This is a genomic window from Pseudoalteromonas sp. SWYJZ98 (assembly GCF_015864495.1).
Lineage (GTDB): Bacteria > Pseudomonadota > Gammaproteobacteria > Enterobacterales > Alteromonadaceae > Pseudoalteromonas > Pseudoalteromonas distincta.
Genome location: NZ_JADYXA010000027.1, coordinates 1 through 13,890, shown reverse-complemented (window position 1 = coordinate 13,890; position 13,890 = coordinate 1). Strand labels below are relative to the sequence as shown.

Below are 13,890 nucleotides of genomic sequence, written 5' to 3'. Positions count from 1 at the left end.
GTTATGATTTCAAAAAACCAACTCAAACTTATTCGCCAACTTGGCCAAAAAAAGTACCGAAAGCAATATAATCAATACCTTGTACAGGGTGAGAAAAACGTACTTGAGTTATTAAACAGCCCATTAAATGTGGTTAATATTTTTGCTACAAACGAATTTATAAATGCGTACCAAGGTAAGTATCCGCAAGCTAACTTTATAGAAGCTGATGAAGAGACCCTCACCAAAGCCAGCACGCTAGTTAGCAATAATGCAGCCATTGCTATTGTTGATATGCCAAAGGCAGCTTTACCACAAGCAAATGGCTTAATACTCGCACTTGATGGCGTATCAGACCCTGGTAATTTAGGCACAATAATAAGAGTGGCAGACTGGTACGGTATTAAACATATAGTAACTAGCACCGACAGCGCAGACGCTTACAACCCAAAAACAATTAGCGCCACGATGGGCTCATTTGTAAGGGTATCGGTAAGCCAAGTTGATTTACCTGATTACCTACAGTCTTTAAATTTACCTGTTTACGGTGCTTTTTTAGATGGGCAAAGCGTGCATAAAACCCAATTTACGGGCTCAGGCGTTTTACTAATGGGCAGTGAGTCGCATGGAATACGCGAGACATGTGCAAAGTTAGTAACTAATAAAATCACCATCCCCGCTTTTGGTGGTGCAGAATCACTTAATGTGGCAATGGCGACCGGTATTATTTTAGATAATTTTAAACGACAAGCTTAACAATTTAACTGTTAATGAGTTAAATTGTTTGTAATCAATAACAATAATAATCGGTAATAACAATAAGATGCGCTTAAGCACTATTAAATTAGCGGGCTTTAAATCGTTTGTAGAGCCCACTAAAATTCCATTTCCTGATCAAATGACGTGTGTTGTTGGCCCCAATGGCTGTGGCAAATCTAACGTTATTGATGCAGTACGATGGGTGCTAGGTGAAAGCTCTGCTAAAAACCTGCGTGGCGACGCCATGACCGACGTTATTTTTAATGGCTCAACTAATCGAAAAGCCATATCACAAGCCTCTGTAGAGCTTGTTTTTGATAACGATAAAGGAAGTCCTTCAAACACATTTGCCGATCGAAACCAAATTGCTATTAAGCGTTTAGTAACGCGCGACGGACAGTCACTGTATTTTTTAAATGGCAGTAAATGCCGTAAGCGCGATATTACCGATATATTTTTAGGCACCGGTCTTGGTCCACGTAGTTACGCAATTATTGAGCAAGGGATGATCTCGCGCTTAATAGAAAGTAAACCACAAGAGCTGCGCGTATTTTTAGAAGAAGCCGCTGGCGTTTCTAAATACAAAGAGCGCCGCCGCGAAACACAAACTCGTATAAAGAGCACTCGCGAAAATCTTGAACGTTTGTTAGATGTGCGTAAAGAACTACAAAGCCAGCTAGATAAATTGGCTGTGCAGTCGGTTGATGCAAAAAAATACCGCGAATTAAAAGCACAAGAACGTACGCTAAAAGGCCAAATTGCCGTTTTAAAATGGCAAAAGTTACATCAGCAGCAACTTGAAAAAAGTGCCCAAATTAAAAAACTTAATGATCAAATTTTGTTTTTTAAAACCGCTAACTCAGGGCATGACGATGTACTTGCAAGCTTAGAAGGGCAAGTACAAGCTCAGCAAGATAAACTAAGCGATGCACAGCATCAGCAACATGTAATACACACAGAGCTTACTCGCGCTGAGCAACAACAAATCAATGTAAAGCAGCAAACCCAAACGCTTAAACAAAGTTTAATTAAATTACAGCAACGCCAAATTCAAAGTGCTGAGGTAAAATCGCAGCAGCAAATTGTGTGCGAACAACTCAACGAAGCCCTGCAAGAGGAAAGTGAAAATGCCTTAATATGTGAAGAGCAAGTTAGTGGGTTAACGCATGAACTTGAGGAATTATTAGCACTTAAGCAGCGCCACCATACTCATTGGCAAGCTTTGTGTGAGCAACAGCAACAGCTTAATAATAACGTGCAACTACATAGTAGTCACATTAAACAAACTCAGCAGCAAATAAGCCACGTTAACGAGCAAATTGATCAGTTAACTGTTCAGCTTAGCGAGCTACAAAGTAGTGATGTAGAGCAACAGTTAATACAGCAAACACAGCAAACACAAACATTAACTCAAGAACTTGCCGCTAAACAAACAGCACATACGAAGTGCACTGCTAAGCTTGAAATGCAAAATGAGCTTGTTAATAACTCACAAACACAATATTCGACGCTCACTCAAACAATAAACGAGTTAAAAGCCAGTATAACGGGGCTTAAAAGTACATTAGGGCTTGATGAAAAAAGTGAACGTACTAATGGTTTGTTTAATCAGCTAAGTGTTAAAGAAGGCTTTGAGCTTCTAATAGAGCAAGCACTTAAATCTTTAGAGCACTTAAATGTAAGTGAGCAGCAAGCTGATAACAGTGTGTGGCCAAATAGTGATAAAAGTGTGCCAACAAATAGCTTAGCTACATATATAACAAGCGGTGTTTATCCAGAGCATTTAGCACGTATTGCTTATAGTGAAAGCGGTGATTTAGAAATACTAAAAGATAGTTTTTATACAGCTGTTATGGATAAAAACGGTGCTTTATATGGTCGTAACTGGCATGTAAGTGCCGAATGTAATGCAGAAAACTCATTACTTTTAAAGCATAAGCAATTGCAAGATAAAGCGCAGCAGTTAACTAATGCCGAGGACGAGTTACAACAAGTAACACACACTCGTGACGGACATACAGCTGAGCAAATAAAGTTAGTTAACGAGCAAAGCGAGCTAAAAGAAGCGATACATGAGCTTGCCCAAAATATAGCGGTAGCCAGTACGCGCAGCGATATGCTCAAACAGCAAGTAGCGCACTTTAAGTTACAACTAGAAAAGCTACAACAACAAAAACAGCAATTAACAAATCAGCTTTTACAATTAAATACCGTGCTTGATGAGCAAACAGAGCAATTTGAAGTGTTAAATGAGCAGCAACTTAACTTAGCGGATGAAGTAGACGCTGCAAATAGCTTGCGCTCACAAAGTGATAAAAGTTATAGCGAAGCATTAAGCATGCTTGAGCAATATAAAACACAAGCACATAAGGCAACGCTCTCAGAGCAAAAGGCACGCAGTGAATGGCAGTTAAGCCAAACCAAATTGAGCCATGCAGAGCAAGAGCACGTTAGTGCATCAGAAGGTGCGCAAGAACTACTTAGTGAAATAGAAGAGCTGCTGATACCAGAGAAAGAACTTAGCGATAAAATTACGCAGCTCTTAGCACAGCATCAAAAAGGTGAGCAGGCATTAGTATTGCTACAAAAAGAATTAGCTCAGGCGAAAGAGAGCTTAAACACTAAGCAAATAAGCCTTAAAAATTCACAAGGTGAGCTGGTGGGCTTGCAAGAGCAGCACCAAAAGCTAACAATTGAAGAGCAAAGCTTAGTAATAAAAGCGCAAGTTGCGCTTGAGCCATTAGAAGAGTTGAAACAAAGCTTAAAAGCAATACTTGATGAATTACCAGATTCATTAAATTTAAGTGCAGCACAAAATCAGTTAACCGGATTTACTAATCAGCTAGATAAATTAGGTGCAGTAAACTTAGCGGCAATAGAAGAATTTGATTTAGCCAAAGCACGTAGTGATTATCTTGATAATCAATTAGATGATTTAACAAAAGCGTTAAGCACCCTTGAAGGTGCAATTCGTAAAATTGATAGTGAGACCAAAACACGCTTTAAAGCGACGTTCGATCAAGTTAACGAAGACTTTGCTGAGCTATTTCCTAAAGTTTTTGGTGGTGGAAGCGCGTATTTAGAATTAACCAGTGACGATTTACTCGAAAGTGGTGTTAGTATAATGGCACGACCACCGGGTAAGAAAAATTCAACAATTCATTTGTTAAGTGGTGGAGAAAAAGCGCTGACCGCATTATCATTAGTGTTTTCTATATTCAGGCTCAATCCAGCTCCTTTCTGTATGCTGGACGAAGTAGATGCACCATTAGATGATGCCAACGTTGTGCGTTTTTGCCGTTTGGTTGAAGAAATGTCACAATCAGTGCAGTTTATTTATATTAGTCATAATAAAATTGCGATGGAAATGGCAGGTAGATTAACAGGTGTTACTATGGCAGAACCTGGCGTATCGCGTATGGTTGCTGTAGATATAGAGCAAGCTGTGCAACTTGCACACGCATAAATTTTTATAACAAGTGTATTAGTTTTTCATTAATATACAGGTTTTAGGCATATCAAATAATAAAAGGTGAGGGGATGGCCGAACAATTAAGATGGGTTTTAATCGTTATCAGTGTAATTGTCATTGGTGGTTTATTAATACATGGATTGTGGTCAGTTAGAAAAAAAGACCGCCCAGAAGTATCGGATAATGAACGGGTTGAGCCATTACAACAAAGCGCACCAGCTTCATCTAAACCGTTTCGTACTGAGGCTGAGCCAAAAGAGCCAATGCAAGACGAACGTGATGAGCCACAATTTGGCGAGCTTAACTTTGATGCAAATGAGCCGCAAATTGATACAAGCGTGCCAGAAACACCGATTGAAGATGACTTAGAAGTAGTTGATGATCTTGAAACAAAAGATCAAAGTGCTGAAGAAGCGCCTGCTCAAATGTCTGACTTTGTTATTGTGCATATTCAAATGCCAGAAGAGCTTAGTATGCAGGGCAGTAAACTATTACCAGCAGTTAATACTTTAGGTTTTAAATATTCTGAGGAAGGCTTTTTTAATCGCCACTTAGATCCGGCTGGCCAAGGTCCTGTTTTGTTTAGATTAGTAAATATGTACAACCCAGGTACGTTTGATATTGATAATATGGAACAATTTAGTACCGCTGGGGTAAGCTTATTTATGACGTTACCGTGCGACGGCGATGGTCTAGCGGCATTTAATATGTTGCACAGCGCAGCTAAAAAGTTAGCGGATGAATTTGGTGCACAAATTTTAGATGCTGAGCGAAATGAAATGACAGTAGAGCGCATCAGGCAATATGTTGAACAGGTTCGTTCTTTTTCAGCGTAAATAACGCATACATTATATTTTTATAAGCCACTGGACGGTGAATCGTCAAAGTGGCTTTTTTTATGTTTATTGAGGTTTAAATGTTTAGCAGCATTAGTGAGCAAATTAATCATCTTCGTACTACATTAGAGCAACACAACTATAACTATTATGTGCTCGACACCCCCAGTATTCCTGATTCTGAATACGATAGGTTATTACGCGAATTAAGCGCACTAGAGATGCAGCACCCTGAATTTTTAACCGCCGACTCTCCGACACAAAAAGTAGGCGGTGCCGCACTGAGTAAATTTGAGCAAGTAGCGCACCAAGTACCCATGTTATCGCTTGATAACGCGTTTAGTGAAGAAGAATTCACTGCGTTTAATCGCCGTATAAAAGAGCGCTTAATGAGTACTGATGAGCTTACTTTTTGTTGTGAGCCAAAACTTGATGGATTAGCCGTATCAATTATTTATCGTGATGGTGTGCTTGTACAAGCGGCTACGCGAGGTGATGGTTTTACCGGTGAAAACATTACTCAAAATGTTAAAACCATTCGTAATGTACCGCTTAAGTTACGTGGTGATTACCCAAAAGAGCTTGAAGTGCGCGGCGAAGTATTTATGGACAGCGCTGGCTTTGATAAATTAAATACTGAAGCGCAAAAACGCGGTGAAAAAGTATTTGTTAATCCGCGTAATGCAGCCGCGGGGAGTTTGCGTCAACTCGACTCTAAAATTACAGCTAAACGCCCACTCATGTTTTATGCCTATAGTACCGGGCTTGTAGCTGATGGCAGCATTCCTGAGGATCACTATCAGCAACTAGAAAAGCTGACTGACTGGGGGTTACCACTGTGCCCAGAAACAAAATTAGTTGAAGGTCCTAAAGCCGCGCTTGAGTACTACAGCGATATTTTAACGCGCCGTGGTGAGCTTAAATATGAAATTGATGGCGTAGTAATAAAAATAAACCAAAAGGCCTTACAAGAGCGTTTAGGCTTTGTGGCACGTGCTCCTCGTTGGGCTATTGCGTATAAGTTTCCGGCGCAAGAGGAAATAACCCAATTACTTGATGTTGATTTTCAAGTCGGTCGTACTGGCGCCATTACACCTGTTGCACGTTTGAAGCCTGTTTTTGTGGGTGGCGTTACCGTATCAAATGCAACGCTTCATAACAGTGATGAAGTTGCACGTTTAGGCGTAAAAGTAGGCGATACAGTTATTATTCGCCGCGCAGGAGATGTAATCCCACAAATAACGCAAGTTGTACTTGAGCGCCGCCCTGATGATGCCAGAGATATCGAATTTCCAGTAACTTGTCCTATTTGTGACTCTCATGTTGAAAAGGTTGAAGGCGAAGCTGTCGCTCGTTGTACGGGTGGGCTTGTATGTCCTGCACAACGCAAACAAGCAATTAAACACTTTGCGTCACGCAAAGCGCTGGATATAGACGGCCTTGGCGATAAAATTGTTGATCAGCTGGTAGACAGAGAGCTTATAAAAACACCCGCTGATTTGTTTATTTTAAAACAAGGACATTTTGAGTCACTTGAACGCATGGGACCTAAGTCAGCCAAAAATTTAGTAACAGCCCTTGAAGAGGCGAAAGGCACTACGCTTGCTAAGTTTTTATATTCATTAGGTATTCGCGAAGCAGGTGAGGCAACAGCACAAAATTTAGCTAATCACTTCCTTACCCTTGAAAATATAATAAATGCCAGCATTGATAGTTTAACGCAGGTAAGTGATGTAGGCGAAATAGTTGCAACACATGTTCGAGGCTTTTTTGATGAAGAGCATAATTTAGCAGTTGTTAATGCGCTTATAGAGCAAGGCGTAAACTGGCCAGCGTTGAGTGCACCTTCTGAAGAAGAACAACCGCTTGCTGGGCTTACTTATGTACTTACTGGTACGCTAAATACGCTTAATCGTAATGACGCAAAAGCACGCTTACAGCAGCTAGGTGCTAAAGTATCTGGTAGCGTATCAGCGAAAACTGATGCGTTAGTCGCGGGTGAAAAAGCGGGTTCAAAACTAACTAAAGCCCAAGATTTAGGTATCGACATACTCACGGAAGATGAATTAATTGAGCTGCTTAAAAAGCATAATGGTTAGGACGCAACAATGAGCCGATACGGTCCAGAATACTGGGATAAGTACGGAAGTTACCGAACTCCTATTGCATTTAATTTAAGTTTGCTTGTGCTATTACGTGGCTATTTTATTTGGGTGATTGCGGCTTTAAGTCGCAGGCCTGAACTTGATTTAATGTCGTTATTTTTTAAAAATAAAAATGATTTTTTTATTGCAATAGCAATTGGAAGTATCGCAATAATACCGACTATTTTATTTTGTTTACGCAGACCACGAGATTCACACAGTGCGAGCGATAAGTTAGCAAAAATATGGCGGCATATGCGCTGGCCCCTTATTGTATGTGCTGTTGTTGATTTAACATGGTTAAGTATTCAAGCCGCGCATAGCCATTATCGATTTTCATCATTTTTAGCAGTACAAATGATGATTGTTTTATGGGTATTGTGGTATTTGGTGAAAAGCCGTTATTTAACCGTTTTTTTTAATGATTGGCCTGAGCCGACAGAAAAAGCATCAGAAGAAAAAAAGCGACTTAAAAGGGATTAGTTGTGGACACTGTAAATAAAAAAATAGCGATAGCTATATCGTTAATAGGCTTAGTGCTTATTATTTTAATGATTAGCACTGAGCTTTTAGAGTCTATGTGGTTTAAAGCGCTATTTGGGTTGTGGTTATTTGTTTTTTGCTCAAGCGTTTATAGGCTAACGCCCTTATTTAAATCAAGAAATAGGCTAGAGGATTTTATTCAGCGAGATGCCCAACATTTACTACTTTTTAGTTTGATGGGATTTTTTGATAAAAAGCATGGTCCAAATTGGTTAGTTATTGAGAGTATTGAACGCATAACAACAAAGGATGATGAGCTAATTATTTACAGTAATAACGAGCGCCAAATGAGTGTTAGTTTACCTGTAAAAAAAGCAGAGCTAGATAGTTTTATTAAACGAATACTTACCGGCTCAGAAAAACAAAATATTACCTTTAGCTGAGGAGATTACCTTTAAGATTGAACGAGTTTTAGTTTTAAACGGTCAACACTCTTTAGCTGATCTCTAGTGTATTAAATAACGTAATAATTGACCGTACTTCTTATAAATTTATTAAGTACGGTTAATCAACTATTCAATGAGGCTATTATGTTGAAGTGGAATGATGTTATTAACTTTGCCACCAACGGCAATCCTACCCCAAGTAAAAAAGTAGTCAAAACTGACGAGCAGTGGCGGATGCAACTATCAGAAGATGAATATTACGTAACACGCAAGAAGGGAACAGAGCGCCCAGATAGCTCGGGTAGTTGTACATTACTCGAACCTGGCAAGTATGTGTGTATTTGCTGTGATAGTCTATTGTTTGATGCCGATGAAAAGTTTGATAGTGGCACTGGTTGGCCGTCATTTACGCAACCTGCGACAATTGAAGCGATTGGTTATGTAAACGATACAAGTCATGGTATGGAGCGCATAGAGGTGGTTTGTAATGTGTGCGATTCGCACTTAGGCCATATTTTTCCAGATGGCCCATTACCAACAGGTTTACGTTATTGCGTTAATGCCGCAGCAATGAAAAAGCTCTAATATTTTATTTACTAGCGCTTTGAATATCTAAATTCATTTCTTTTGCTATATACAAAATCTTATCTAAACGCTGCGTCTGATCTGCTTGTAATTTAGCTTTATCAAGAAGGGCGTAGCATCTTCTAGCAAGATCCATATTAAATGAGCTGCCAGATTGCTTGGTTGAATCAAATAGGCACTGTAATAAATTAAGTGCAATACTCTGATTGCGAGGCATAACTCTAAACGCTTGTGTAAAAGCTTCCAGCGCAGTATTTAACTGCCCTTTATTAAATTGATTAACGGCATGGTTATTAAGCTCTTTTGGACCCATTTTAATATCGCGTCGCTCACTTTGTTGCTGCTGAATATAACGCAAGTAAGTTGTGTCGCTAACTGCAGGGTGTCTTTCACAGTGGCTAATTATTTGTGTGAATAAGGTTTGCGCCTTCTGATGAAACCCCAGTTCATGAAATGCTTTTGCTTTATCAAGTGCTCCATCAACCGATCGGAGATGAGTATCGTCGTCATCAAGCTGCTCAATTAGCTTTTTCGCTTTTTGATGCTCGTCTTTTAAGTAATGAAGTCGTGCATTTAGTACATCAATCTGAGCTTGATTTGCATTATTAGGAAACTGTTTTTTTAAATCATTAATGTACTGATTTGTTTGTCTAGAAATTCGTTGAATTTGATCAGTTTGATCAGTCGTTAACGCAAAGTCGATACCGGCACGTGCTGCATTCAAATATACATCGGGGTGGTCGTGTATTGAGTGCTTTGCAAAGGTGGCTATATCTTTTTGAGTTAAATAGCTTTTTTCGTAGTCATGATTAATTAGCGACACATTACTTAACGATTTTTGGCGTGTGATGTTTCGCGGTGCAATGTCTGCTGCTTGACTTAAAAAGCTTTGTGCTAGCTCAAACTGATTTAGCTTTATTTCTAATCTGCCCAACAAATCAAGGGCTACTAAACGAGTTTCTTGGCGCTCTAACATTGTCTTGAGCATTCGCTGCGCCAAAATATGTTCGTTATTCGCTATAAGTGCCTCTACTAAACCTACTTTTGCCCAAGCAAATTTTTGAATATCGAGAACAGACTTAAAAAAGTCTTTTGCATCTTGAGCACGCTTTAAGCGAAGTAGGGCATCGCCTTTTAAGCGAAGTAGGATAGGACTGTAATTATTATTTTTTTTATCCAGAGCGGTATCAATAAATTTAATAGCTTTTGAATCGTTACCATCATCAATTAATGAATACACTGTTTGTAAGTCGTGTTTACGCTTTAAGATTCGTTCAATGCGTGTTTTAAGCTCTTGTACTGTAAAAGGCTTAACTAAAAAGTCATCTGGCTGCAGCTCAAGAACACTATGAACGAGTGAGCCACTTGTTTCTGCTGAGATAAAAATAAAGCCAGTCGAACTTTTTATGAGCTGCTTTACACGTAGCTCTTCATAAAGCTGGTAGCCATCTTGGTGTTTGTTTAAGTTGAATGAGCAAACTATTAGATCAAATTCTTCACTTAAACACTGCTCTTTTGCAGAGTTTGCATGATCAGCAAAGCGCAACTGCCGAAAGCCAAGCCTTTCTAACGATTGTTTCATATAGCTTTGAGCAAGTGGCTGCTCCTCTACTATAAGTATTTTGGCTTTTGAATAGATCTTAGTTGGCATTGGCTTAAGCGTAATTGTATTTAACACAGACTATAATCAACAGTTTAACTCCTTACAAGGGAATTTAAATGATAGCTGTATTTATTAGGTACTTAACTTTGTCTAATACGTTTATCTAACTTCGAAAGTACTGAGCCGAATAGCATAATTAAAAACTAAATAAGTAAAATGGAAACGCTATATTTGATGAGCGCTTTGATATGGTAATTTAGATTTTAATAAAAATATGAAATGTATTTAAGGTAAAAAGAGGAGTTAAACGTATTTAATATGGGAAAAGGTTATTACTAGAGAGGTTATCTGATGGTATTTATATGTGGTGGGTGATTACTTGGCTTGATACCAGTGATCCTCGCCATTACTTGTAAAGGGTGGTGATGCTCTTTTTCTTACGGCTAAGTTAATTACATACGATTTATATATTGAGTTTTTATAAAGTTCTTAAATGTATTTAATATGAAAAGAAAGAGTTATTACTAGAGAAGTTATCTGATGGTATTTATATGTGGTGGGTGATACTGGACTTGAACCAGTGACCCTCGCCTTGTAAGGGCGATGCTCTCCCAACTGAGCTAATCACCCACATATAATAGGTATGCCTGTTATTTAATTCTTTATTATCAATTGACCGCTTGATGTAATTTGGTGGGTGATACTGGACTTGAACCAGTGACCCTCGCCTTGTAAGGGCGATGCTCTCCCAACTGAGCTAATCACCCAAATTACATTTTAATATGCACCATTCTAAGAATGGTGGGTCGTACTGGACTTGAACCAGTGACCCTCGCCTTGTAAGGGCGATGCTCTCCCAACTGAGCTAACGACCCATATTAAATTTTAAAACGCGACTATTGATACAATAATAGGTTTATATGTGGTGGGTGATACTGGACTTGAACCAGTGACCCTCGCCTTGTAAGGGCGATGCTCTCCCAACTGAGCTAATCACCCACATATAAATTAAAACGCTACTATTAAAATAAATAGTACTGGACTTTAACCAGTGAACCTCGCCGTTACTTGTAAATAGCGGTGATGCTCTCTTTTTTCTAACTGAGCTAACGACCCATTTAGATTTTCTTGTAATATGCACCATTTAAAAAATGGTGGGTCGTACTGGACTTGAACCAGTGACCCTCGCCTTGTAAGGGCGATGCTCTCCCAACTGAGCTAACGACCCATATTACATGCTACTACCGATATAGATAGTACTGGACTTTAACCAGTGAACTTCGCCATCTTTTATAAAAGGCGGTGATGCTCTCTTTTCTTGTAACTGAGCTAACGACCCATATTACAATTTTAAAACACGACTATTAATATAGTAATAGGTTTTATATGTGGTGGGTGATACTGGACTTGAACCAGTGACCCTCGCCTTGTAAGGGCGATGCTCTCCCAACTGAGCTAATCACCCACATATAAATTAAAACGCTACTATTAAATAAATAGTACTGGACTTTAACCAGTGAACTTTGCCGTTACTTGTAAGTAGCGGTAATGCTCTCTATTTTCTAACTGAGCTTATGACCCATATAGAATTTAGATGTGAACACTTTAACTAAAAAGTGGTGGGTGATACTGGACTTGAACCAGTGACCCTCGCCTTGTAAGGGCGATGCTCTCCCAACTGAGCTAATCACCCACATCTAAACAACATTGCATTGCTGCGTTGTTGTGGGGCGCTATTATAGATAGAGTTGGAAATGTGTCAACACTTGAATGATAAAAATGTGCTGAATGAAGGTTTTATAAACAATAGGATATGGTTGAAGTCTATTTTATCATCAAATTTGATATTGCAGTTCAATTAAGCACCTAAAAGTGAGTAGGGAATTGTACTTTATTAACCTTAAATTTAGTTTTACGATACTCATTGTTTTTTTACTGGAGTCGTTTTTATGATTATGAGCAAGATGGATTAATATTAGGGCGAGTTATTTAGTGAATAGAGCGGTCCTTTAAAAATGAATTTAATCTAAACTTCCCAAAACAAATGCTATTTCAGCATTCTAAACTCTATTTTTGTACTTACTTTATTTTTATAAGCCAACCTAGCCATCTCGTAAATACGTATTCCTCGCTACTAGCCTTCGGATTAAGACTAAATAGATCACATATAACTAGGGCGTGTTGACCTTTGTGGATTCAAATTTGTTCAATCTAGGACGATTAAATCGCGGCGCGAGGTTTGTAACCTAGTGGGCTCGGTAACTGCTCCTGCGTTACCCTAATGGCTTACATCCATGTAAGAATAAGTAAAAACCGAGCAAAGCTTCCGCTTCACCCACCAAAGATCAACCCGCCCTGAAGTTTTATACATAGAATTACGAAGCAACAGTGCTCTTTTAAAAATGCTCTTTAAACAATAATCGAATTTTTTAGTACGAGTTACGCTGGTTATTAAGCAAGTAAAGGCTGCGGGTACTCTCAAACCCACATTTAAGTTTTGGTTATTATAAGCAATTGTAACTTTTAAAAGATTAAGGCGATTGGCGGGGCCTTAATTGGTAGTTTTTAGATAAGTTTAATTTGCATATAAATGTATACCTTTGCTTTGATGCAATTTTGTTTCATTAAATGGGGGAGTGGGGGCTATTGAGTATTCGCTGCAATATAGTGATGTTATTATAAGCAGTAGGGTTAGAATCTTATTCAAATTGTATTTTTTAGCACGCTTGATAGCCAGTTTGTTGAAAATTAAACCATTTAAATAAAGCTAGGTAAAAAACTGTTGACTTTATTTTGGGTGGTGCATAGAATGCGCCCCGCACTAAGCGATACACGATGTGTTTATCACGACGGGTATTGATTAAGTTGGGGCCATAGCTCAGCTGGGAGAGCGCTTCGCTGGCAGTGAAGAGGTCTGCGGTTCGATCCCGCATGGCTCCACCAAAAATTAGTGTTTTGTCCTAGGGTAGCAGTTTTCTGTGTCCCCATCGTCTAGAGGCCTAGGACACCGCCCTTTCACGGCGGTAACAGGGGTTCGAATCCCCTTGGGGACGCCACTTAACTTTTATTAGTTAAAGGCGGTTTTACCGAGAAAATAGCGTCACAATTAAAGCTCGAGTCTTTACTTGTATTAAACGCAATTACCTTAAAGCTCATGATGTGAGTTAAACTTATCAACTGTCCTAGTGACACATTTATGTGTCCCCATCGTCTAGAGGCCTAGGACACCGCCCTTTCACGGCGGTAACAGGGGTTCGAATCCCCTTGGGGACGCCACTTACTATTTTAAGTATTGTGTAAAGCAGTGTGANCCGCCCTTTCACGGCGGTAACAGGGGTTCGAATCCCCTTGGGGACGCCACTTACTATTTTAAGTATTGTGTAAAGCAGTGTGACACCGCACTCTCTATGCACGACGTTATCAAGAGTACTAATCTCTTGGGACGCCACTTACTTATTTTTTATAGGGAAGTGAAGTGTTATTAAGAAAGCTCGCCTGAAACGAGTCTAAAAATTCAGTTGTCCTAGTGACACATTTATGTGTCCCCATCGTCTAGAGGCCTAGGACACCGCCCTTTCACGGC

The 13,890-nt window shown here is 39.3% G+C and carries 8 protein-coding genes and 10 tRNA genes; 10 read left to right on the top strand and 8 right to left on the bottom strand.

Annotated features, from left to right (window positions below; all coding sequences use genetic code 11):
* Positions 1-3 precede the first annotated feature (3 nt).
* From I6F10_RS14190 to msrB, 7 genes are all read left to right on the top strand, one after another.
* The gene (locus tag I6F10_RS14190) at positions 4-735 is read left to right on the top strand and encodes an RNA methyltransferase (RefSeq protein WP_002958580.1); all 732 of its coding nucleotides are present in this window, start codon (positions 4-6) and stop codon (positions 733-735) included.
* A 67-nt stretch (positions 736-802) separates the two neighbouring features.
* Positions 803-4,204: a chromosome segregation SMC family protein gene (locus I6F10_RS14185; protein WP_197099046.1), complete on the top strand. Its 3,402-nt coding sequence runs from the start codon at positions 803-805 to the stop codon at positions 4,202-4,204.
* Positions 4,205-4,278: 74 nt separating this feature from the next.
* A complete protein-coding gene (gene zipA / locus I6F10_RS14180; protein WP_197099045.1) occupies positions 4,279-5,046 on the top strand; it encodes a cell division protein ZipA in 768 nt (255 codons plus the stop codon).
* Positions 5,047-5,126: 80 nt separating this feature from the next.
* Entirely contained in the window at positions 5,127-7,145 is a 2,019-nt protein-coding gene (gene ligA / locus I6F10_RS14175) for an NAD-dependent DNA ligase LigA (protein WP_197099044.1), read from the top strand.
* Between the two features lie 9 nt (positions 7,146-7,154).
* Positions 7,155-7,673, top strand: a complete 519-nt coding sequence (locus tag I6F10_RS14170; RefSeq protein ID WP_138489372.1) for a DUF2919 domain-containing protein — start codon at positions 7,155-7,157, stop codon at positions 7,671-7,673.
* 2 nt (positions 7,674-7,675) lie between these two features.
* Entirely contained in the window at positions 7,676-8,116 is a 441-nt protein-coding gene (locus I6F10_RS14165; RefSeq protein ID WP_197099043.1) for a hypothetical protein, read from the top strand.
* 147 nt (positions 8,117-8,263) lie between these two features.
* Entirely contained in the window at positions 8,264-8,704 is a 441-nt protein-coding gene (msrB, locus tag I6F10_RS14160) for a peptide-methionine (R)-S-oxide reductase MsrB (RefSeq protein ID WP_165744963.1), read from the top strand.
* A gap of 4 nt (positions 8,705-8,708) precedes the next feature.
* Here msrB and I6F10_RS14155 read toward each other — a convergent pair whose 3' ends face one another.
* The 8 genes from I6F10_RS14155 to I6F10_RS14120 form a co-directional block, all read right to left on the bottom strand.
* Positions 8,709-10,355 carry a tetratricopeptide repeat-containing response regulator gene (locus I6F10_RS14155; RefSeq protein ID WP_165744964.1) on the bottom strand — a complete coding sequence of 549 codons (1,647 nt, stop codon included), beginning with the start codon at positions 10,353-10,355 and terminating at the stop codon, positions 8,709-8,711.
* A gap of 506 nt (positions 10,356-10,861) precedes the next feature.
* A tRNA-Val gene (locus tag I6F10_RS14150) sits at positions 10,862-10,937 on the bottom strand.
* A 61-nt stretch (positions 10,938-10,998) separates the two neighbouring features.
* Positions 10,999-11,074 (bottom strand) — tRNA-Val (locus I6F10_RS14145).
* Between the two features lie 32 nt (positions 11,075-11,106).
* Positions 11,107-11,182, bottom strand: a tRNA-Val gene (locus I6F10_RS14140).
* Positions 11,183-11,230: 48 nt separating this feature from the next.
* A tRNA-Val gene (locus tag I6F10_RS14135) sits at positions 11,231-11,306 on the bottom strand.
* Between the two features lie 153 nt (positions 11,307-11,459).
* Positions 11,460-11,535: transfer RNA gene (locus I6F10_RS14130), tRNA-Val, on the bottom strand.
* 161 nt (positions 11,536-11,696) lie between these two features.
* Positions 11,697-11,772, bottom strand: a tRNA-Val gene (locus I6F10_RS14125).
* A 152-nt stretch (positions 11,773-11,924) separates the two neighbouring features.
* Positions 11,925-12,000 (bottom strand) — tRNA-Val (locus I6F10_RS14120).
* A 1,174-nt stretch (positions 12,001-13,174) separates the two neighbouring features.
* Here I6F10_RS14120 and I6F10_RS14115 point away from each other — a divergent pair.
* The 3 genes from I6F10_RS14115 to I6F10_RS14105 all read left to right on the top strand — a co-directional run bounded on the left by I6F10_RS14115 (position 13,175) and on the right by I6F10_RS14105 (position 13,583).
* A tRNA-Ala gene (locus I6F10_RS14115) sits at positions 13,175-13,250 on the top strand.
* Positions 13,251-13,287: 37 nt separating this feature from the next.
* Positions 13,288-13,363, top strand: a tRNA-Glu gene (locus tag I6F10_RS14110).
* 144 nt (positions 13,364-13,507) lie between these two features.
* Positions 13,508-13,583 (top strand) — tRNA-Glu (locus tag I6F10_RS14105).
* The last annotated feature ends 307 nt before the right edge of the window (positions 13,584-13,890 follow it).

What these genes read in the sequence shown, in the direction of transcription:
- I6F10_RS14155 (WP_165744964.1), bottom strand. Translation starts at nt 10,355, where the DNA reads ATGCCAACTAAGATCTATTCAAAAGCCAAAATACTTATAGTAGAGGAG.
- I6F10_RS14185 (WP_197099046.1), top strand. Translation starts at nt 803, where the DNA reads ATGCGCTTAAGCACTATTAAATTAGCGGGCTTTAAATCGTTTGTAGAG.
- I6F10_RS14190 (WP_002958580.1), top strand. Translation starts at nt 4, where the DNA reads ATGATTTCAAAAAACCAACTCAAACTTATTCGCCAACTTGGCCAAAAA.
- I6F10_RS14170 (WP_138489372.1), top strand. Translation starts at nt 7,155, where the DNA reads ATGAGCCGATACGGTCCAGAATACTGGGATAAGTACGGAAGTTACCGA.
- msrB (WP_165744963.1), top strand. Translation starts at nt 8,264, where the DNA reads ATGTTGAAGTGGAATGATGTTATTAACTTTGCCACCAACGGCAATCCT.
- ligA (WP_197099044.1), top strand. Translation starts at nt 5,127, where the DNA reads ATGTTTAGCAGCATTAGTGAGCAAATTAATCATCTTCGTACTACATTA.
- zipA (WP_197099045.1), top strand. Translation starts at nt 4,279, where the DNA reads ATGGCCGAACAATTAAGATGGGTTTTAATCGTTATCAGTGTAATTGTC.